Source organism: Planococcus beigongshangi (genome assembly GCF_016820495.1).
Classification (GTDB): domain Bacteria; phylum Bacillota; class Bacilli; order Bacillales_A; family Planococcaceae; genus Planococcus; species Planococcus beigongshangi.
Genome location: NZ_JADHDU010000003.1, coordinates 413,222 through 432,640 on the forward strand (window position 1 = coordinate 413,222; position 19,419 = coordinate 432,640).

The window sequence follows — 19,419 nt, forward strand, 5'->3', positions numbered from 1 at the left end:
ACTCCATATTTTTATACGGTAATGGACCAGGAATTAAACATGCAATTTGTTAGATTAAGGAGAGATATAAATTGAGCTCTGTATTAGATATAAAAAACTTATCCATAGACTTTGCTTCAAAAAAAAAGACATATAATATTGTAAAAGAATTTAATCTGCGGATAGACAAAAGAATGAAATACGGAATAGTCGGCGAATCCGGAAGCGGTAAAAGTCTTACTTCTCTTGCAATCATGAATCTTCTTCCTGAAGTATTAAATATAAGTGAAGGCAGTATTACGATGCAAACTAAGGAGAAAATCGACTTAACAAAACTTTCACCCAAAGAAATGCGGAAGGTCAGAGGTAAAGATATCGCCATGATTTTTCAGGAGCCAATGACTGCTTTGGACCCTTTGTATACAATAGAGCACCAATTGGTGGAAGTGCTGCGCATACATACCAAAAGCAGCAAAAAAGAAATGAGCGATTTAGGTTTAGAAATGTTGAAGAAAGTCGGAATTTCACGTCCGGCTGAAACTCTTAAAAGTTATCCGCACCAGCTTTCAGGAGGAATGAGGCAACGTGTAATGATCGCGATGGCTTTAATCTGCAAACCTAAACTGCTTATAGCAGATGAACCAACCACAGCTTTGGACGTAACGATTCAAGCACAAATATTGGATTTAATGAACGACCTGTCGGAAGAACATGATACTTCAATCCTGCTGATTACGCACGATCTGGGAGTAATTGCAGAAACATGTGATAGAGTGGCAGTGATGTATGCAGGACAGATAGTAGAGGAAACGACAGTAAAACAATTATTCACCAACCCTTCCCACCCTTATACAAAAGGATTACTGGAATCAATCAAATCTCTGGGAGACAAAGAAAGAGATTTGTATTCCATTCCTGGAAATGTTCCTACACCCTTTAACTATCAGGAAATGGGATGTCGTTTTGCCAGCCGTTGCCCTCATGCGATGAGTATTTGTAAAACTGAGCCAGCTATGTACCAAATTGAAGGAGATCATAAAAGCAAGTGCTGGCTTCATGCAGAGGAGGTAAATTTAAACGATGAGCAATACTTACGTGTTGGAAGTCAATAATCTGAAAAAGTATTTTCCGGTAAAAACAGGTGTATTCAAGAGAACCACCGGTCATATAAAAGCGGTCGATGACATCAGCTTTAAGATAAAAAGCAATGAAACCTTGGCGTTGGTAGGAGAAAGCGGATGCGGTAAATCGACTACGGGCAGAACCATTCTGAAATTATATGATTCCACTGCAGGGGAAGTTTTCTTTAATGGCGAAGACATAATGAAAATTTCAAAAAGCCAATTCCGCCATATGAGAAAAGATATCCAGATGATATTCCAGGATCCGTTCAGCTCATTAAATCCGCGGATGACAGTAAAGGAATTATTAATTGAACCATTGGCCACGCATAAAATTGGCGACTCGGCAGAGAGAAATCGATTAGTTATTGAGATGATGGAAAAAGTGGGACTTTCAAATGAACAATTAACCAGCTATCCCCATGAATTCAGTGGTGGCCAAAGGCAAAGAATAAGTATTGCCAGAGCGTTAATTGTAAAACCTAAAGTGGTAATTCTGGATGAATCCGTTTCCGCATTAGATGTTTCCATTCAATCTCAAATTTTAAACTTGCTTATAAAACTCCAAAAGGAATTCAATCTGACATACATCTTTATTTCACATGATTTAAATGTTGTTAAACACGTAAGTGACCGGACTGCAGTAATGTATTTGGGACAAATAATGGAGATGACTGAAACAGACAGGTTATATACAAATCCCCTGCACCCATACACGAAGGCGCTTTTGTCAGCTATTCCATCACTTGATCCATATGAAAAGAAAGAGAGAATCATATTGAAGGGAGACATACCCGATCCGTCCAATCCCCCGTCAGGTTGTCCCTTCAGATTAAGATGTCCAATGGCTCACGAAAGATGTATAGTTGATAAACCGGAATTTTTGGAGCAGGAAGAAGGTCATTGGGTAGCTTGCCACTTATACACCCAGTAATATCAGCAAATAGTGCAGCAAGTATGAGGAGTTGGTGATTATGACAATGGCACGTGGGGGATTAGTTTTACTAAAAGAGATGCGGGATGTATTGCCGTCGTCTGAAAAAAAACTTGCTGACTTTATTTTAAGTAATCCGGAGAAAATAATTGTGATGACAGTATCTGAGTTGGGAGATGCGAGCCAGACAAGCGGGGCGGCTGTTACCAGATTATGCAAGTCACTGAACTTAAAAGGGTTTCAGGATCTCAAACTCCGCATACACGGAGATATCGGCCGGAAATCCGAGTCGACCAACCGGGATATACAACCAAATGAACCGGTGTCGGAAACCATTCAAAAAGTGACGGATCATGCAGTGCGAACATTGCTCGAAACAGCAGAACTATTAGAGAGCAATCAGCTTGAACAGGCTGTAGATGCTGTAGTAGCAGCTAAAAACATTCATTTTTTCGGTGTGGGTGCTTCCAGTATTCCGGCTATGGATGCCCAGCAAAAATTTCTGCGTATCCATAAATCTTCGACAGTCAGCACAGACTTGCATTTAGGTGCAACAATTGTGGCGAACGTTGGTCCAGAGGACGTAGTGGTCGGTATTTCTTTTTCAGGGGAAACGTTTGAAGTTAAAAAAATCATAGAACTGGCAAACGCCAGAGGAGCGACAACAATCAGCTTAACAAAGTATGGACAATCTGCAGTCTCTAAAATATCCCAAATCCAACTCTGTACTTCGCCGTCCCGTGAAGCAAATTTTCGGAGTGGTGCCACTTCTTCCCGGCTTGCGCAATTACACGTGATAGATGTCTTGTTTATGTCTGTTGCTTCCAGACAATTCGACACAACAATCACTTACTTAGATGCTACGCGCGAAGCCATTGAAAATATTCAGAACCAGCGGGACAATAAGAAGAGAAAATCTTCAGCTGATTGAGGAAGGTGTTTATGAAGACGACTATGCTTATCTATAACATCCGTATTGCACTTCCGGATGGGAAGCTGATGAATGGAGAAATTCTGATTAAAGAGGGCAAGATTAATCAGATATCGGATTTTCCGATTAACGATTTTGATGGCGAGCGGATCGATGGACGAGGATCAATTGCTCTCCCCGGATTTATCGATATCCATATTCATGGAGCAGATGGTGCCGACTTTATGGACGGTAGTGAGAGTGCGTTTGCCAAAATAGCCCAAGCACTCCCCCGAGAAGGGACGACTTCTTTTCTGGCTACAACCATGACACAGGCAACCGGGAAAATACAACAGGCAATAGATGCCGGCTTTCGTTATTTGAGTAAAACGCAATGTGGCAAGGGTGCCGAATTTCTTGGATATCATTTGGAAGGGCCATTCATTGCTCCTGAAAAAGCTGGGGCACAACCAAGGGATTTTATTCAGAAACCTTCTGTAGAGTCGATTGAACAATGGTTTGGAAAAAAGTTAGAACACCTTAAAATAGTGACTTTAGCTCCTGAAAGAGATTCACAAAACCTGGTCATCAAGCACTTAGCCGACAAAGGTATCATCATGTCAGCCGGGCATACCATAGCGACTCAACAAGAGATTCAGACAGCCATTGAGCACGGGCTAACTCATCTCACTCATTTTGGTAATGCCATGAGAGGCTTACATCAGAGGGAAATCGGAGTCATAGGAGCAGGCTTGCTGCATGACCAATTATATTGTGAGTTAATAGCAGATGGTATTCATGTGTCAGACGATATGATGAAACTGATGATGAAAGTAATAGGTCCGGATCGTCTTCTGCTCATCACAGATTCGATGAGAGCAAAAGGTTTGGCGGATGGTATATATACCCTTGCAGACCAGCAAGTTAAAGTTTCGGGAGACAAAGCTACGCTCGAAGATGATTCATTGGCAGGCAGCCTTCTAAAGATGAATGAAGGTATAAAGCGGCTGCGCCTCTTGTCTGATCTGTCTTTACATGAAGTAATGAAGATGTCTTCAGTTAACGCGGCAAAAAGATTAGGCATCTTTGATCGAAAAGGGAGTATTGAAGAGGGGAAGGATGCTGACATCGTCATACTGAACGAAGCATTTGATGTACGATATACAATTTGCAGAGGGAGATTGAGTTATGCGTATGATGTCAACAAAGTCGATTCACTGGATTCAGGTTGGTGACTATGATGAAATGAGCGAGCTTGCTGCCTCCATTTTTGAGCAGCAATTACTGAGGAAACCGGATAGTACTTTAGGTCTTGCTACAGGAGGAAGCCCTCAGGGGTTTTACGTTTCTCTGGTAAAGAGGTATATAAATGGAGGATTTTCATTTAAAAAGGTGAACACTTTCAATTTAGATGAATATATTGGTCTCGGGCCTGACGATGAAACAAGCTATCATCATTACATGAAGCGCAGCTTTTTCGACTTTGTGGATATCCCTGTTTCGCAGCAGCATTTGCCCAATGGTTTAGCGGATGATTTGTTGCTGGAATGCCAATTGTATGAGCAGGCAATTGAAGAGAGCGGCTGGATAGATTTGCAGCTGCTAGGAATTGGGGTAAATGGCCATATTGGATTTAACGAACCGGGAACTGCGTTTCAATCCAAAACTCAGGTAATTGATCTCACAGAAGAAACGCGCAATAAAAATTCCAAATATTTTTCTTCGGAAGCAGAAGTTCCTGCCCAAGCAATTACGATGGGATTGAGAACTATCATGAAGGCGAAACAAATAATTCTCTTGGCATTTGGGGAAGAGAAGGCTGGGGCAATTGCAAGATTACAGGCTGGGACTGTTACTGAAGATTTTCCAGCAAGTATCTTGCATCACCATCCAAATGTTAAAGTTTTATACGGTAAGTAGTATGTGGCACATACCACTAATTATCGTTTTCCCCATTCATACGCTCTCTAAAGTTAATCGGAATTAACAGAAATACTCAATAAATCCCCCAAAGTAAGGCGGACTTTGAAAAAGAAATTTCTTTTTCAGTCCGTTTTTTGCGTTGGAGCTGTTTAAGTATATTGCCATTAAAAAGGGACAGGTGGGCTATTCAGAGTCACTTAAATCTGTTTATTAGTTCTGGAAGTTTTCTTATTACTAAAATTTATAAAAATGTATCCTTTTCTCCAAAAACTCCCTATATAGCCAGTAAGGAACCAATTTCCGAAACCTACTATATAAAAGGAGACAAAAAAATGACCAAAACACAATTCGTAAAAAGAATCACCCATCCCGATTACGGCCAGGTCTATCAGTTTTATGAAGTGGATGAGGAGACGCAGAAAGAGGTGTTTGTGGATCCATTCGATGCGGGGCTGCTGATGCTGGCGACGGAAGAGGAGCTGCCGGAGATCCTGGCGATTACATCAAAACGGGGAGCGGATGCGAGTGGCTATTATATGGGAGAGAAATTTATCGTTCAGAAAGGGTCGAAGTTTGCGGCGTCGACTACGGCGAAATGCCCAAAGAAATATGTGAAGCTGCGGGAGAAGCTGATATTGGAAGGCCTGCTCATTCCGCTGCATAACCAGTTGTTCCTGCTGGAGGATTTTGAATTCGATACGCCGGGTACTGCCATGGGCACGGTGATTGGCGGCTGGGGCAAAGGGCCGCATGACTGGAAAGAGACGAAAAAAGGCAATGCTTGATGAATTCAAAATTAAAACTGTGGGGGTTAGTTGATGAAGAATTTTTTAGCATTGCCGAATTTAGTGGATCTGCGTCACCAGTTGCCGAAAAAGCAGGATTATCCCGCGCGCAATAAAAAGATCAGTACGCGTGTCTGGCATCATTCGCTGACGCTGTCGCATCTGACGGGATCGGATGCGGCAAGTTTTGCAAAGTATCATATGGATGTGAACGGCTGGCCGGGCGTCGCTTATGCGATTGTGGTCGAGCCGAAAAATAGGGTGCAGACGCCGCGCGGCAAACGGGCGCGGATCGTCTGGGCGCATGATTTTGACCGGCGCACGTATCATGCGGGCAACGCCAATGATTACGGGCTCGGCATCTGCGTGGCGGGCGATTACCGCAATGAGCGGATGCAGGATTATGTGAAGGAGACGATCAACGAATTACAGGCGGCACTGGTGGCGGACGGCATCGGCCGTGAAGACAAATCGCATCATGAAATGCCGGGCTACGGCTGGAAGGCGTGCTGCGTGTTCGATTATAAAGGGGCGTTCAACTTCCTGGACCAGAAATCACTCGTCAAAGCGGTTCCGGCGACGTATGTGATCCAGGAAGGCGACACGTTCTGGAATATCGCGAATAATATGGACGGCATCCGGGTCGCGGATCTGCTGGCGGCGAATCCCGGAATCAATGCGAACGCTTTGCAGATCGGGCAGGTGATCCGGCTGGGGGATGCGAAAGGGGCGGCGCTGAAAACGTCTGCGAAAACGAAGCCGTCATCTGTTCCGGAGAAGCAGCTGGCGATGAAGGAATTTGTTTTATTGCCAAAGACAGTGGCGGCTTGGAAGACGTATCCGCTTGGCGTGGCGCCGGTTGCGAAAAACAGTGACTGGAGTCTGGCGCCTGCCCGGTTCGGGGGATTGGAATATGAAATTCTGGGCCGGCCGCAAACCGATGTGGTGATGATTCTAACGGGCAGAGGCAAACGCAATATTTACGTCGCGGCGTCGACGGGTGCGAAGATTTATCTGAAATCATGACGTCTATAGCTGCTTGACACCCGCTCATTTCCGGATGAGCGGGTTTTTTATTGCCATAAAGGATTGCCGTTCCTGCAATCGTGGTATAGAATAGGAACATATGTTCTTGAAAGGGGTTTTTGCGATGGGGCGTTTAATGACACAGGAAGATATCACCCACTTCGAAAATCTGATCTATCTCCCGATGGTGCTGACCATCCTGCATAGAGACCGGGAACTGGTCGACACGATGCCGTTCAAGCTGAAGCGGCCATATCAGCAGCTGATCGACGACGCCATTAAATGCGCTGAAAGGGATCTCCGCACGAGCCGGATCTTCCTGCGGAAACAGATGTATAAAGTGCTGCAGGGCAGCCGGGATAAATTGTTCACCGAATATGTTTTCTACTACAGGGGCTACGAGGATCACCGGAAGTATCTGCATTACCAGATGCGGAACCGCACGGAGGAGCTGATCCGTACGTATTTTGAACAGGGAATAAACGAAAACCCCCAGCTGTGAAAGATGAGGGCATTTGGGGTTACTGCATATTGCTGATCATGCGGATCATCACTCGCGGGATGAATAAGACGACGTTCCAGACGATGCTGAGAACCATTTCAATCATGTGGCCCATACGGAACTCAGCAAAGAATTCTTTGACGGGATTGTCTTTTTTCGGTTTTTTTTGGGCAGTCGGCACTTGGCTCATAGGATCCCCATTCCAAAGTCATTTTCCTCAGTATATACAAGCGGATTCAGCCTGCCAATCTTTTTCGGGCTTCATGCTGATGCCGGAAAACCGCTGAAGCATGTGCGTCAGCGGTTTTTATTTGCCGGAAAGGATTGCCGGCCTTGCAAACGTGGTATAGAATAAGAACAAATGTTCTTATTTTTTAGGAGGTGGCTCACATGAAGAAGTTGAACAGGGAATTCAAGATGCGGGGCGACATCAAGGACCGCGGGAACATCAAGTGGCAGGGGCTGATGCTGCCGGAACATATCGAGATGCTGCGTGAGTGGTATGAGGAAGATCATCATGTGCCGAGACCGGACCTGGATGAATACGATCTTCAGCTGATCCAGGAGGAATTGGACATCGCGTTGAAGCGGAAATGCGAAGTGCTGATCGAGACGTGGAAGGACAAGCAGATCTCCAAGCACCGCGGCGTTATCGAAGAGATTCAAGTGGCACGCCGCGAACTGGTCTACGAGAGCCCGTTCGGCACGCACCGGCTGAGTCTGGATGAGATTGTGGCAGTTATGTTGATTGATTGATGAAATAAAGTCAGGGAAGGGATGTTGCCGGCAATCGTTTTGATTGGGCGGGACATCTTTTTTTAATGGGTAAGAAAAACATGAAAATTATGGTAAAGTGAAAGTAGTCAGAATTATAGGTGAATATTGGCGCATGAAAATCAGAAGGAAAGAGAGGGGAGCCGACATGGACTATACAGCACTGATTATACCGTTGATCATCATAATTATTTTCTTCACCGCTATGACCTTCATCTATAAAGATAAAGAAAAGGTGGATAAGGGCTTTAAAGTGAATTTCTTCCGCTTGAGTTACCGGCGAAGAATGATCAGGAGCCTGAGCGGGGTACCGTTCGCGATTCTTGTGTTTTTCCTGCTTTATTATTTTGAATTTTTTTCGTTTGATGTATTCCTCGTCATCCTGGCAATTATACTGATGGTCTATGCGCTGGAAGCGGGTTATAACTACCGGATGTGGAAGAAGGAAGAGGCAGAGAAGGTGTCGGAGTAGGAGATGCCGGGTTTCATTGGCATAAATCGGTTTTAAAAGCACATACGGGATGAAAGGGGAAAAGGGGCATGGCAAAGAATTTTGAAGGCAGGACAGCGCTGGTTACAGGGGGAAGCAGGGGAATCGGCAGGCAAATCGCCGAACGGTTTGCGGAAGAAGGGGCGAGTGTCGCGATTATCGATATCAATGCGGAAGCGCTGGAGGCGGCGAAGCTTGAACTGGAGGCAAAGGGCTATTCGGTTTATACGAAAGTGGCGAGCGTGACGGAAAAAGAGCAGGTCGAGGGGGCAGTGGCGGAAGTGAACGGGCATTTCGGCTCCGTCGATATTCTGGTGAATAATGCCGGTGTCATCCGCGACAATATGCTCTTCAAGATGAGCGATGACGACTGGACGACGGTTATGGATGTGCATCTGAAAGGTGCGTTTTACGCTACGCGCGCGGTGCAGAAGTACATGATCGAGAATAAATACGGAAGAATCATCAATATTTCTTCCACTTCAGCGCTCGGCAATAGAGGCCAGGCGAATTATGCGACGGCGAAAGCGGGGCTGCAGGGCTTTACGAAAACGCTCGCGATCGAGTTAGGGAAGTTCGGCGTGACGGCGAATGCGGTGGCGCCGGGCTTTATCGAGACGGACATGACGAAAGCGACGGCCGAGCGCATGGGTGTGCCGTTTGACGGTTTCGTCCAGGCGAATGTGGCGATGATTCCCGTCGGCAGGAGCGGCAAGCCGGAAGACATTGCGAATGCCGTGGCTTTTTTTGCGGATGAACGGTCCTCTTTTGTGTCCGGCCAGGTGCTGTATGTTGCCGGCGGACCGAGAAACTGAGGGGGCTGGGTGAATGCTGAAAGCGATGATCGGCAGGAAATCAGAGAAGACGAAAAATGTCATTGAACGCGGCGCGGTGAAGAAATTCGCGGAAGCGCTGGGAGACGCGTCACCGCTTTTCACGGACGAGGAAGCCGGCAAACGGTCGGGATACGGGCGCAATATCGCGCCGGTGACATTTCCGGTGACGTTCGACGGCGGTTCGATTCCGGGGCTGGATCTGCCGGATAAAGGGCTCATCCACGGAGAGCAGAAATACGAGTATGCGCGTCCGCTTTTTATCGGGGAAGAAGTGTATTGCTGGATGGAAGTGAAGGATTATTACGAGAAAGCCGGAAATTTCGGCAGGATGGGCTTTCTCATCGTAGTTCTTTACGGGGAAGCCGATTCCGGTGAGCTGCTTTTTTCGGAAGAGCGCGTAATCATCATCAACGAAGCTGCCCGGAAGGAGATGGAGCGATGACGGCGATGGCACAGATGGAAATCGGGGAGGCGCTGCCGGTGATTCGGCTGCAGCCGGTGTCCCGCCTGGATTTGATCCGGTATGCCGGTGCATCCGGCGATTTCAATTCCATACATACGATTGACGAAGAAGCGGAAAATGCAGGGCTCCCCGGCATTATCGCACACGGCATGTGGACGATGGGGAACCTTGCGAAACTCTTCACTCCTTATCTGGGGGAAGGGTTTATTCGGAGATATTCGATCCGCTTTAAAGGGATGGTGTTTTTGGGGGATGTGGTTTCGCTGACGGCGACACTGGAGGAAAAGCGGAGCGATGGAATGGTTTTTGCCGTTGAAGCTGTGAACCAGGACGGGCGGAAAGTCCTCGCGGGAGATCTGGTTTTTTCTGTAGAGGGATGAGGATGAATAAAGGAGCACACCGTTTTTTCGGATGTGCTCCTTTTTATATCCGGTTTTATTGTCCGGAGCTGGACCTCGGCCGCTCGGTCAACGGCCTGTTCCGCAGCAGCACCAGGACGGGCCCGATGATCGGGATCCACGCCAGTCCTTTGGCGCGTGCATCGGGATAAAAGCGGTGGACGGTGTAGATGGACAAGCCGTAGAGCACCAGCCAGTCGACGGTCATGACCGATACGAGACTGGAAGCGAAAAAGGAGTCGGCGTAGTCAGCGAACGAAAAGCCCTGCAGCAGCGTCAGCAAATTGCCGGCCCACATGATGATGAGCACGATGAGCCAGAAACGTGAACGCAGGAAACGGAAAAGCCAGCGCGGCGTGCGCAGTTTCCTGTCCGATTTTTTTATGCCGAAAGCGAAATAAGGCAGCAGCGAAAACGCCCCGATGCCGAAGGACAATAAGGCGAACGGCCATGCGGGCCAGCGCTGTTTATCGTTCAGGAGCAGGAGGGTAAGAAAGACCAGCGGAAAGATGCCGAGCGAGTTGAACACGGCCAGGACGAGCGGATCGATCGCGCCGATGCTGCCGTTGAACAGCTCGGGAAAAATCGGGTTGTTGGCGCCGGTACCGGGTGCCAGGTAGCGGGCGTATAGGATTAATAGGATCCAGATTAGCAGGAAGACCATTTTGTCACCTCATTTCTTTTGGTATACCCGGTGGGCGGAGGGGTGTAACAGATTTTTGTCGGACTTCCCGCTGAATAAGGTAGGCTAATTTTTTTGTCTTTTATTTGTCCATTTGCATGAATTTATCAATGCATATATTTAAATGGGTAAAAAGACCGTTTAACTGTTCGGGTGTAAAGTGATAAAATAACTACTTGATTTGAATGGAGAAGTTAATATAAATTATATGAAGATAATGGAATTGGACGATTATAACCCGGTAAAGATTTGAGTGCCTGGGTTTTAGAGTTGAATATTATTCTTCTTATATAAAAAAGGCAGCCGAAAATTATTGATAGGCTGTATTTTTGATGCGAAAGGAAGAATAGAGATGGTTAAGAATAATGTTTTTCCGATTTCACTATTCATATTTGTCATTGGCGGATTTTACGGCTGGACCTCCTATTTTGAAGGGAATCTATTGCTCGTCGCCACTGGCATCAATGTGCTTGAAATCCTTGTCGGGATGGCCGGTATCTTCTGGATTTTTCAGGCCTATCGAGGCGCCATTCCCAGGCAAAGGAGTTTTTGGGTGCTGCTGTTGACTGGTCTTATTATCTATATCGCCGCCAATTGGATATGGCTGTATGATCAATTATTCCGCGGGTCGCCGGACTTTTCAGACGCCTCTTATCTGATTTGGATGATGGGTTATCTTTTTTTCCTGGCTGCCTTGATCGCTAAGGCGATCGAATTGCGGAAAGAATCCCCAGGGCCGTCCTATATTTTCAATATCACGGTCTTTATGATTACCGTCATTGCCGTCTGTTTTCAATACTTGATAAATCCAGCGGTTGACGTGCCGGGAACTACCTGGATTTCCGTCGCAACGGCGGTTGTCTATCCGATCATCGACTTGTCGATCATCTTGATTGCCACAATTTTGTACTATCAGATGCTGAAAGACCGGAAACGGGATTGGCTGCTGATCCTGGTGGCTGCGTTTTTCCTTCAGATCACAGCTGATTTTCTTTTCGCCTATGCAGGATTCAATGGCAGTTACGAGCAGGGCCATCTGATCGATCTGCTGTGGCTGCTGTCGACGATGTATATCGGGTTAGCAGGCTATTTCGGCAAGATGGGAGATACGAAAGATGTCTGGCTTTTAAAGAATCCGGTCAGGGGTCAGGAGGAAACTTTTCCATATTACAGTATCCTCGTCCTGCTGGTGATGGTTGCCAATAGTTATGATTTTGACTTCAATGCGCTCAGTCTGGGATTATTGCTCACTTTCTTCCTCGTGCTCGGCAGGCAGCTGCATATTCAGCAGAAGAACCGCCATTTGATGAATGAGTACCGGTATCTCGCTTATCATGATCCGCTGACGAATCTGCGCAACAGAGGCAGTTTTGTGGAAGAGATCGAGTGCGTCCTAACGGAGAATTCCACGAGGGAGACGGCTTTGCTGCTGATTGACCTGGATCAGTTTAAAGTGATCAACGATACGCTCGGCCACCATGTCGGCGATAAAGTACTCGAGCAGACGGCTGCACGGCTGCAGACGGTCATCGAAGACAATATGCTGCTGTTCCGCATGGGCGGAGACGAGTTCGTCATCGTCATCATCGGTGATACAGACAATCAAAGCGTGGCGACAGCCGAGAATTTGCTGGCTCTTTTCCGGGAGTCCATGCCCATCGATGAATATGAAGTGGATGTTACGCCGAGTATCGGCATCAGTAAATTTCCGAATCATGGCCATACGGCGGAAGAGCTGATGAAGAATGCGGACGCCGCGATGTACCTGTCGAAAGAAAACGGCAAAAATGGCTACAGTATTTTTAATGCTGAAATGAGCCAGGACAATGTACGGAAAATGACGATCGAGATTGAATTGAAAAAAGCGATCTCCAAAAAACAGCTGCAGCTGTATTATCAGCCGAAAGTGGATCTTCGGAACAATAAAACCATCGGCATGGAAGCGTTGCTGCGCTGGCAGCATCCGTCTCTCGGATGGGTGTCCCCGGACGAATTCATCCCTGTCGCTGAAGAGACCGGACAAATTGTTTCGATCGGCGAATGGGTGCTGCGGGAAGCGTGCCGGCAGAACAGAGCTTGGCAGGACATGGGCTTTCCGCCATTGACGGTATCGGTCAACGTTTCCGTTCTGCAGTTCAGGCATTCGGATTTTTTGGGGACTGTCCAGCAGATTCTGGATGAAACGGCTCTGGATTCGCAATATCTGGAGCTGGAGATTACTGAAAGCATCATGCAAAACATCAAAGAAAGCATCATCATTCTGGATGGCCTTCATCAGATGGGTATCAAAGCTTCCATCGACGATTTTGGAACCGGCTATTCTTCTCTGCATGTTTTGCAGAAACTGCCGATCGACACATTGAAAATCGACAAGTCCTTTGTGGATGAGCTGGACGCGGATCCGTTGAACCCAATGGTGAAAGCCATCGTCGACCTCGGATTAAACCTGAACATGACGCTTGTCGCTGAAGGAATCGAATCCGAAAATCAGGTGAATGTCCTGCTCGGACACGGCTGCACAATCGGCCAGGGTTATCTGTTCTCGAAACCGGTCACAGCGACTGACTTCGAAGAATTAATGGCAGCTCGTCTTGGACAACTGAAATAAAGAAAGAGGGCTCCCCGCCATTCTGATGAATGGCGGGGAGCCCTCTTGTAGTTTGGGAGACGCAGATTTCACGGTTTTATTAGCTGACGGCGGATATAATCGCCCAACGGCGGATATAATTTCTCAACGGCGGATATAATCGCTCAATGACGGATATAATTTCTCAACGGCGGATATAATCGCTCAATGACGGATATATTCCCCCAACGGCGGATATCCGTCATTCGCCAGCCGCCGTCTTCTCCGATTCATTCAAATCCACATCAACCGATGAAACGTAATAGCGTTTTGCTGGATCTGCTGCGAGCTCGACTTTCTTCCGGTCGAACAGCGAGACGGTGGCGATTTTCGTCATCTGGCCGCTTTCGATGTCTTCTTCGTAGACGCGGTAGCCGATGATGGCGTCGTCGCGGACCGCATGCCATGACAGATTGAACGCCGTTACGGTGACGTTTGTCGGTGCTTCCGGCTGCTGGAGCTGAACGCTCGAATCGGATACAAGTTCCGCTGTCACGACCAGGCGTTCTTCATGTGAACCGGTGTTTCGGTCAAAAGTGCCGGTGCAGGTGATCAGATTGATCATCCGGCCGTCCGAGGCGCCGAAGATATCGGCGATCGGGGCTTCATCGGTCGGATAGCTGTTTTTTTCATTGATCTTGAAGATCATTTTCCGGCCATCCCCATCTGTGATGATGACTGTTTCACCGGGTTCGACATTCGACAGGTGATAGAAGATGGCCGGTCCAGTCAGGCTATCGACATGTCCGGCAAGAACGGCATGGCCTTTTGCGCCAACTTTGAAGCCGGGTTCGAACCAGCCGGCCTGATTGATGTCTTCAGGTACACCCATTTCACCGTTGTCGAGTACGCCGGTCGCTTCAATGGATGCGTCGACGCCGATGGATGGAATGGTGATCCGTGCCGGAATCATGCCTTGGATGCTTTGCTGACGCTGTTTCTGTAATTCCTGCAATTTTTCGCGCTGTGCAGGAAGAATCGGGAATTCAGCGATTTTGTCGACTTTTTCATTGGTGGCCAATTGCTCAGCCGGTGTTTGTTCCAGCGTTTCAGGAAGGTTGAGCTGAGCGATGTCTTCTTCAAAAGTCGGTTCCCCGGCCATCGGCTTGAGGATGACAAACAGCACTCCGCAAAGGAGGATTGCTGTTGCCATTGTCCAAAATTGTCTCATCGCCCATGCTCCTTTCCAGTTTGCTTATTGCTGTCTTCTCTGACGAAACGTCATAGTTCCCGCTCCTGCAAGTACAAGTGTGCTGAGTGCAATCCAGATCATCATTGTGCTGGATTCATTCGCTGTGCCGCCAAGCCCTGTAGCCGGCATTTTTTCTGGTACAGCTGTTTCGAATTTTTCAGGGAACTGGTCAACGATGGCTCCGCTCAATGCTTTACCGATTGCGAAGACGATTGTGTAACCCTCACGGTACGTATTGTATGAAGCGTCGAAATCACCAGATGCATATTGTGTGAATGTGTCCACTACCGATTGTTCATGAGCTGCCACATTCGCGATTGTTTCGTCCATCGGCAGACGTTCTTCTGTTGCTGTGCTTAGGAAAGTTCCAAGGTCAGTGGCGAATGTTTCAATCAAAGCGGATTGTGCCTGCATGATCGCTTCTTCATTGCCATCTGCCTGTGCAGCTGCCAGGTCACTTTGGATGGAGATATGTTCGTTATTCCATAATTCCGCGAAGGCAGTAGCTGCATCATCTCCGTAGAAAGAGGCGATGGCTGCACTGAATTCTGCCGTGTTCTGGTCTTGCGCCCAATCAGCAAAGTCAAAATCTTCCGCTCCGTTAAAGCCTTTTGCCATGCTCAATTGTGAAAGTGCGAAATGCTCTGCTGCAATGCGGCTGACGGTCGAACGGAAGTCGCCGGCTGCTGTGTTCGGATCGGAAAACTGGTCCGGGAATTGTGCTGCAATGGCGCCACTGATGGCACTGCCTGCTCCGAAAATCTGTTTGAAGCCGTCAAGATAAGCCATGTAGGAAGCTTCGTATTCACCATCTACATAAAGGTCGAACGTGTTCTGGACGAAATCTTCATGCGCGCGGAGTGCTTCAGTCGCACCTTCTGCCGGCAGGTTGCCTTCAGTGGCGGATCCAAGGAAAGCACCCATTTCATCTACGAACGACTGCACTGTGTCCAATGCTTCTTCCTGTGCCATTTCGTCTCCCGCTTTCACGGCCATCGCATATTCATCGGTCCCGGTGTTGTGCTTATCGAAAATTTCTGCGAAAGCGGCTCCGCCTTCTTCACCGTAGACGGAAGCGATGACCGGTTCCATGTCCGCTGTGTTGGCATCAAGTGCCGCCATGGCTGCTTCAGCTGCCGCGTCACCTTCGTAGATTTTCATCATCGAATCGACTGCCAGTGTGTAATGCTCCGATAACAGGGAATCCAGTGTTGCCCGAAGTTCCACCCCGGTTGTTTCCACCGGAGAACCTTCCTCCGCGCTTACTGCCATGCCCATACCCGGAACCAATAATGCCGTACCCAATATCGGTGCCAAAACTTTTCTGAATTTCATCGTCAACACTCCTTTTTTTGTTTCTACAGGCATAACGGGCGGGTTTCCGGTTTAGATCACCTTTTTTTGAAAAAAGATTTTTTATTGGAATAAACCTTTTGATAAGCCGCTGATTTTATTGCCATGGCTGATCTAAAATGGCTCTTTGTACGTTATATAGGTAAGCTTACGAAAATAAAACCGGTCCCTCTTTCTCCGGAATGCTCCGGTGTAGTAAGCTTGTACTATGCCACAAGAATCGAAGGAGAACAGCGATGGAGAAAAGTTCCGATACGTTGCTTTACACGCGCATCCGGGAAAAAGATAAGGATGCGCTGGAAGATCTGTACGACCGCTATGAGAAGATCCTCTTTTCGTTTCTTTATAAAATGACGCAGGACCGTGAGCTCGCAGAGGAAGCGCTGCAGGAAGTGTTCATTAAAATCTGGCGGGGCGTCGGCGATTACGACGACAGCAAAGGGAAATTCAGTTCCTGGCTGTTCCGCATGGCGCAGAATTCGGCGATCGACCTGATCCGCAAACGCAAAAAGCCGACCGTGGGGCTGGAGGAAATTGCAGAAATGCCGAGTGCGGAACGAAGCGTCGAAGGGACGGCCGAATGGCAGGAAGAGAAAGAACACATCCAGGCGGCGGTGTCGCAATTATCCGCCGAACAGCAGGAGATGATCCAATTATTTTACTTTAAAGGCCACACACACGAAAAAATCGCCGAACTGTCCGGACTGCCGCTCGGAACCGTCAAGAGCAGGATCCGTCTGGCGCTCGGCAAATTAAAGAAAACACTGCACGGAATGCAGGGAAAGGGGGCTTACGATGAATAACGAATTATGCGATGGATTGGTGGATTATTTAAATGGTACACTTTCTATAGAAGAAACCCGTGAATTTGAAGAACACTTGAAAACATGCGAAGACTGCCGGGAAATTGTCGACGCAACCGGACAGCTCCCTTACCTGTCAGACCAGGAAGAACCGCCGGCGGGCATGAAATCACGGATTCTCGCGAATGTTTTTGAGGAAGAAGAGGAACCCGTACCGGTCGTTTCCGCTGTAGAACCGGGCAAGACTGACATCGAAATGGGCCGCGCACCGGCCAATCCGGAATTGACGGTGACTCCGGTGACTGACCGGAAACGCAAACGGGTCTGGTGGACACCCCTGATTGCCGCCGCTCTATTGGTGTCACTGCTCGGCAATGCTTATACTTTCATGCAATTGCAGAACGAACAGCCGGCACCGGCCGAGCCGCAGACGGCGTTCCAGTCGATCGATCTGCAGCCGAGCGAAGGTTTTGGCGGCGGTGCGACAGCCGCGGTGATCGAGCAGGCTGACGGCGCTTTGAATCTCGTCGTGACGGCAGAACAATTGGCTGCGCTTGAGGGCGAGCAGATCTATCAGGTCTGGCTGATCGAAGGCGACAATCCGATTCCGGCCGGCGCATTCACGGCGAATGCCAACGGAGAAGGCGCTGCTTTGTTTAATATTGAAAACAACACCGAAGAATGGGATACCATCGCGATCACACTCGAACCGCAGCCTGGCAACGAATCGCCACAGGGCCAAGTGGTGCTGAGCGCGGGACTATAAACTTTTAGGAAGACCGGCTGCCGGGTGCAGCCGGTTTTTTTATTGCTGGGGGCTGAATGTGGAGGTTGTGGGCGGGAGAGGGATGTTTGTGCGCGGGAGAACCATACTTATGCGCGGGAGACACATGTTTATGCGCGGGAAAACATCTTTTGTGCTCAACTCAATATATTTGTGATATGAATGTTAATTTTTTCGCCCACATAACCCCCAACCCCAAATTCAAGAACAACAGCGGACGTTTTTCGCCTTGCGAAAAACTCCAATCCCTTAAAGGAAGACTTCGCATCCGCGAAGCCTTTTTCATTATTAAAGCCCCTATTATTAAAATTTATGTGGTGGCACCCCGGTAATAATTTCAGACTCTTCCAGCAGAAGAGCCTGTTTTATTTGCATCAATCAAAAATTTTAGAGGGAATGTGCAAAGCCCAGGCGAAATATTAAAGAAGGTAATTTGGATGGATTGAAAGGAAGATGAAATGAAAGACATGATGAAGCGGATCATAGACAATTTATCGCCGATTGAAAACGGCAGGCGGCTGATTATCGGCATCGACGGCATGAGCCGGTCGGGCAAGACGACGCTTGCCGGCGAATTGAAGCGGCAGTTTGAAAATGAGGGGGTGCGGGCCGTCATTTTCCATCTTGATGATTTGATCGTCGAAAGAGCCCGGCGCTACGGCACAGGCGAAGAAGAGTGGCTGGAATACTACGGGCTGCAATGGGAAACCGGTTGGCTGCGGGAACATTTTTTCAAACGGCTGAAAACTGAAGATGAGCTGACGCTGCCGTTTTACGACGGGCAGGCGGACCGGCATGAGTGCCGGGAAATCTCTCTTCCAGATTCCGGTGTCATCATTATCGAGGGCGTTTTTCTGCAGCGCCCGGAGTGGCGGGGCTTTTGCGATTATGTGATTTATGTGGACAGTCCGCGGCAAAGGCGCATTGAGCGGGAGGCGGAGGTTGTTCAGCACAACCGGGAAAAATTCGAGAATCGCTATTGGCCAGCGGAGGAATATTACGAAAAGGTGGAAGAACCGCAGACACGTGCGGATTTGATTGTCCGGAATTAATCGGATCACAATTGCCGGCGGACCGCCAAAAGGGAGACAAAAGAAATGACGGCATACAATAAAACAGCACCGCTCGAAGCGGCGCAGAAGTTCATCGAAAGGTATTTTCCTGATTGCGACGCAGCGCTGCTTGCCGGAAGTGTGGTGAGAGGGGAAGCTACCGCAACGTCAGACCTGGATATTGTCGTGTTTGACGGGAATACTTTGGCTTCCTACCGGGAATCACTGGTGGCGTTCGACTGGCAGATTGAAGTATTTGTCCATAACCTGACGTCCTATAAAGCCTATTTTCAGCAGGACGCGGAACGGGCAAGGCCGTCGCTGCCGCGGATGGTGGCGGAAGGAGCCGTTTTGCGGGACAGCGGTGTAGTCGATGCCATTAAAGAAGAAGCGGCGCAATTGCTTGCAGAAGGGCCTGCCCTTTGGACGCCGGAAACCATCCGCACCAAACGCTATTTTCTGACCGATATGCTGGATGATTTCATCGGCTGCACGGAGCGTTCGGAAGGGATGTTCATTGCCGGAACACTGGCGGAACTGGTTGCGGAGTTCGAACTCAGGACGCATGGCAAATGGATCGGCGCATCGAAATGGATCGTCCGGGCATTAAAGCAGCATGATGAAGATTTCGCGGAGCGTTTCGTCCGAGCATTTGATGCCTACTACCGAACTGACGATAAAGACAAAGTTATCCGGCTGGCCGATGCCGTTATGGAACCGTACGGCGGCAGCCTGTTCGAAGGGTTTTCGCTCGGCAACCCCTGAACCTGAAAAGTCCTCCCGGAA

General features: G+C 48.2%; 22 protein-coding genes. 18 read left to right on the top strand and 4 right to left on the bottom strand.

What is annotated here, in order from left to right:
* The first annotated feature begins 71 nt into the window (after positions 1-71).
* From IQ294_RS09205 to IQ294_RS09240, 8 genes are all read left to right on the top strand, one after another.
* Entirely contained in the window at positions 72-1,091 is a 1,020-nt protein-coding gene (locus IQ294_RS09205) for an ABC transporter ATP-binding protein (RefSeq protein WP_203333737.1), read from the top strand.
* Entirely contained in the window at positions 1,060-2,034 is a 975-nt protein-coding gene (locus IQ294_RS09210; protein WP_203333738.1) for an ABC transporter ATP-binding protein, read from the top strand. Before IQ294_RS09205 ends, IQ294_RS09210 begins: the two co-directional genes overlap by 32 nt.
* Positions 2,035-2,074: 40 nt before the next feature.
* The gene (locus IQ294_RS09215; protein WP_349291341.1) at positions 2,075-2,965 is read left to right on the top strand and encodes a MurR/RpiR family transcriptional regulator; all 891 of its coding nucleotides are present in this window, start codon (positions 2,075-2,077) and stop codon (positions 2,963-2,965) included.
* A gap of 11 nt (positions 2,966-2,976) precedes the next feature.
* Entirely contained in the window at positions 2,977-4,179 is a 1,203-nt protein-coding gene (gene nagA / locus IQ294_RS09220) for an N-acetylglucosamine-6-phosphate deacetylase (protein WP_203333739.1), read from the top strand.
* Positions 4,157-4,864 carry a glucosamine-6-phosphate deaminase gene (nagB, locus tag IQ294_RS09225; RefSeq protein ID WP_203333900.1) on the top strand — a complete coding sequence of 236 codons (708 nt, stop codon included), beginning with the start codon at positions 4,157-4,159 and terminating at the stop codon, positions 4,862-4,864. The genes nagA and nagB overlap by 23 nt, the downstream gene beginning before the upstream one ends.
* 335 nt (positions 4,865-5,199) lie before the next feature.
* Positions 5,200-5,652, top strand: a complete 453-nt coding sequence (locus IQ294_RS09230) for a DUF4357 domain-containing protein (protein ID WP_203333740.1) — start codon at positions 5,200-5,202, stop codon at positions 5,650-5,652.
* A 33-nt stretch (positions 5,653-5,685) separates the two neighbouring features.
* Complete coding sequence (locus tag IQ294_RS09235) at positions 5,686-6,678, top strand: LysM peptidoglycan-binding domain-containing protein (protein ID WP_203333741.1); 993 nt, start codon at positions 5,686-5,688, stop codon at positions 6,676-6,678.
* 124 nt (positions 6,679-6,802) lie between these two features.
* A complete protein-coding gene (locus tag IQ294_RS09240) occupies positions 6,803-7,180 on the top strand; it encodes a YhjD family protein (RefSeq protein WP_203333742.1) in 378 nt (125 codons plus the stop codon).
* Positions 7,181-7,199: 19 nt separating this feature from the next.
* On the opposite strand, the gene IQ294_RS09245 is transcribed toward IQ294_RS09240, so the two are convergent.
* Entirely contained in the window at positions 7,200-7,370 is a 171-nt protein-coding gene (locus tag IQ294_RS09245) for a hypothetical protein (protein ID WP_203333743.1), read from the bottom strand.
* Between the two features lie 200 nt (positions 7,371-7,570).
* Here IQ294_RS09245 and IQ294_RS09250 point away from each other — a divergent pair, with 200 nt between their 5' ends.
* From IQ294_RS09250 to IQ294_RS09270, 5 genes are all read left to right on the top strand, one after another.
* The gene (locus IQ294_RS09250) at positions 7,571-7,936 is read left to right on the top strand and encodes a YolD-like family protein (RefSeq protein ID WP_203333744.1); all 366 of its coding nucleotides are present in this window, start codon (positions 7,571-7,573) and stop codon (positions 7,934-7,936) included.
* 166 nt (positions 7,937-8,102) lie between these two features.
* Positions 8,103-8,426, top strand: coding sequence for a hypothetical protein (locus IQ294_RS09255; protein ID WP_203333745.1), 324 nt, complete (start codon positions 8,103-8,105; stop codon positions 8,424-8,426).
* Between the two features lie 68 nt (positions 8,427-8,494).
* Complete coding sequence (fabG, locus tag IQ294_RS09260) at positions 8,495-9,259, top strand: 3-oxoacyl-ACP reductase FabG (protein ID WP_203333746.1); 765 nt, start codon at positions 8,495-8,497, stop codon at positions 9,257-9,259.
* A gap of 13 nt (positions 9,260-9,272) precedes the next feature.
* Positions 9,273-9,722: a MaoC family dehydratase N-terminal domain-containing protein gene (locus IQ294_RS09265; RefSeq protein ID WP_203333747.1), complete on the top strand. Its 450-nt coding sequence runs from the start codon at positions 9,273-9,275 to the stop codon at positions 9,720-9,722.
* A complete protein-coding gene (locus IQ294_RS09270; protein WP_203333748.1) occupies positions 9,719-10,123 on the top strand; it encodes a MaoC/PaaZ C-terminal domain-containing protein in 405 nt (134 codons plus the stop codon). The genes IQ294_RS09265 and IQ294_RS09270 overlap by 4 nt, the downstream gene beginning before the upstream one ends.
* 55 nt (positions 10,124-10,178) lie before the next feature.
* Here IQ294_RS09270 and IQ294_RS09275 read toward each other — a convergent pair whose 3' ends face one another.
* Positions 10,179-10,805 (bottom strand): hypothetical protein, encoded by a 627-nt coding sequence (locus IQ294_RS09275; RefSeq protein WP_203333749.1) that lies wholly within the window; start codon positions 10,803-10,805, stop codon positions 10,179-10,181.
* A gap of 370 nt (positions 10,806-11,175) precedes the next feature.
* On the opposite strand from IQ294_RS09275, the gene IQ294_RS09280 reads away from it, so the two are divergent.
* Entirely contained in the window at positions 11,176-13,431 is a 2,256-nt protein-coding gene (locus IQ294_RS09280; RefSeq protein WP_238942730.1) for a putative bifunctional diguanylate cyclase/phosphodiesterase, read from the top strand.
* Positions 13,432-13,651: 220 nt separating this feature from the next.
* On the opposite strand, the gene IQ294_RS09285 is transcribed toward IQ294_RS09280, so the two are convergent.
* Together IQ294_RS09285 and IQ294_RS09290 are read right to left on the bottom strand one after the other, a co-directional pair.
* Positions 13,652-14,620 carry a class F sortase gene (locus IQ294_RS09285; protein WP_203333750.1) on the bottom strand — a complete coding sequence of 323 codons (969 nt, stop codon included), beginning with the start codon at positions 14,618-14,620 and terminating at the stop codon, positions 13,652-13,654.
* 24 nt (positions 14,621-14,644) lie between these two features.
* Positions 14,645-15,976, bottom strand: coding sequence for a hypothetical protein (locus tag IQ294_RS09290; protein ID WP_203333751.1), 1,332 nt, complete (start codon positions 15,974-15,976; stop codon positions 14,645-14,647).
* A 254-nt stretch (positions 15,977-16,230) separates the two neighbouring features.
* On the opposite strand from IQ294_RS09290, the gene IQ294_RS09295 reads away from it, so the two are divergent.
* The 4 genes from IQ294_RS09295 (at position 16,231) to IQ294_RS09310 (ending at position 19,398) form a co-directional block, all read left to right on the top strand.
* Complete coding sequence (locus IQ294_RS09295) at positions 16,231-16,797, top strand: RNA polymerase sigma factor (protein WP_203333752.1); 567 nt, start codon at positions 16,231-16,233, stop codon at positions 16,795-16,797.
* Positions 16,790-17,563 carry an anti-sigma factor gene (locus tag IQ294_RS09300; protein WP_203333753.1) on the top strand — a complete coding sequence of 258 codons (774 nt, stop codon included), beginning with the start codon at positions 16,790-16,792 and terminating at the stop codon, positions 17,561-17,563. Before IQ294_RS09295 ends, IQ294_RS09300 begins: the two co-directional genes overlap by 8 nt.
* A 476-nt stretch (positions 17,564-18,039) precedes the next feature.
* Positions 18,040-18,633, top strand: a complete 594-nt coding sequence (locus tag IQ294_RS09305) for a kinase (protein WP_203333754.1) — start codon at positions 18,040-18,042, stop codon at positions 18,631-18,633.
* Positions 18,634-18,678: 45 nt separating this feature from the next.
* Positions 18,679-19,398, top strand: a complete 720-nt coding sequence (locus tag IQ294_RS09310) for a nucleotidyltransferase domain-containing protein (protein WP_203333755.1) — start codon at positions 18,679-18,681, stop codon at positions 19,396-19,398.
* The last annotated feature ends 21 nt before the right edge of the window (positions 19,399-19,419 follow it).

What these genes read in the sequence shown, in the direction of transcription:
- IQ294_RS09210 (WP_203333738.1), top strand. Translation starts at nt 1,060, where the DNA reads ATGAGCAATACTTACGTGTTGGAAGTCAATAATCTGAAAAAGTATTTT.
- IQ294_RS09215 (WP_349291341.1), top strand. Translation starts at nt 2,075, where the DNA reads ATGACAATGGCACGTGGGGGATTAGTTTTACTAAAAGAGATGCGGGAT.
- nagA (WP_203333739.1), top strand. Translation starts at nt 2,977, where the DNA reads ATGAAGACGACTATGCTTATCTATAACATCCGTATTGCACTTCCGGAT.
- IQ294_RS09230 (WP_203333740.1), top strand. Translation starts at nt 5,200, where the DNA reads ATGACCAAAACACAATTCGTAAAAAGAATCACCCATCCCGATTACGGC.
- IQ294_RS09235 (WP_203333741.1), top strand. Translation starts at nt 5,686, where the DNA reads ATGAAGAATTTTTTAGCATTGCCGAATTTAGTGGATCTGCGTCACCAG.
- IQ294_RS09240 (WP_203333742.1), top strand. Translation starts at nt 6,803, where the DNA reads ATGGGGCGTTTAATGACACAGGAAGATATCACCCACTTCGAAAATCTG.
- IQ294_RS09245 (WP_203333743.1), bottom strand. Translation starts at nt 7,370, where the DNA reads ATGAGCCAAGTGCCGACTGCCCAAAAAAAACCGAAAAAAGACAATCCC.
- IQ294_RS09250 (WP_203333744.1), top strand. Translation starts at nt 7,571, where the DNA reads ATGAAGAAGTTGAACAGGGAATTCAAGATGCGGGGCGACATCAAGGAC.
- IQ294_RS09255 (WP_203333745.1), top strand. Translation starts at nt 8,103, where the DNA reads ATGGACTATACAGCACTGATTATACCGTTGATCATCATAATTATTTTC.
- fabG (WP_203333746.1), top strand. Translation starts at nt 8,495, where the DNA reads ATGGCAAAGAATTTTGAAGGCAGGACAGCGCTGGTTACAGGGGGAAGC.
- IQ294_RS09265 (WP_203333747.1), top strand. Translation starts at nt 9,273, where the DNA reads ATGCTGAAAGCGATGATCGGCAGGAAATCAGAGAAGACGAAAAATGTC.
- IQ294_RS09270 (WP_203333748.1), top strand. Translation starts at nt 9,719, where the DNA reads ATGACGGCGATGGCACAGATGGAAATCGGGGAGGCGCTGCCGGTGATT.
- IQ294_RS09275 (WP_203333749.1), bottom strand. Translation starts at nt 10,805, where the DNA reads ATGGTCTTCCTGCTAATCTGGATCCTATTAATCCTATACGCCCGCTAC.
- IQ294_RS09280 (WP_238942730.1), top strand. Translation starts at nt 11,176, where the DNA reads ATGGTTAAGAATAATGTTTTTCCGATTTCACTATTCATATTTGTCATT.
- IQ294_RS09285 (WP_203333750.1), bottom strand. Translation starts at nt 14,620, where the DNA reads ATGAGACAATTTTGGACAATGGCAACAGCAATCCTCCTTTGCGGAGTG.
- IQ294_RS09290 (WP_203333751.1), bottom strand. Translation starts at nt 15,976, where the DNA reads ATGAAATTCAGAAAAGTTTTGGCACCGATATTGGGTACGGCATTATTG.
- IQ294_RS09295 (WP_203333752.1), top strand. Translation starts at nt 16,231, where the DNA reads ATGGAGAAAAGTTCCGATACGTTGCTTTACACGCGCATCCGGGAAAAA.
- IQ294_RS09300 (WP_203333753.1), top strand. Translation starts at nt 16,790, where the DNA reads ATGAATAACGAATTATGCGATGGATTGGTGGATTATTTAAATGGTACA.
- IQ294_RS09305 (WP_203333754.1), top strand. Translation starts at nt 18,040, where the DNA reads ATGAAAGACATGATGAAGCGGATCATAGACAATTTATCGCCGATTGAA.
- IQ294_RS09310 (WP_203333755.1), top strand. Translation starts at nt 18,679, where the DNA reads ATGACGGCATACAATAAAACAGCACCGCTCGAAGCGGCGCAGAAGTTC.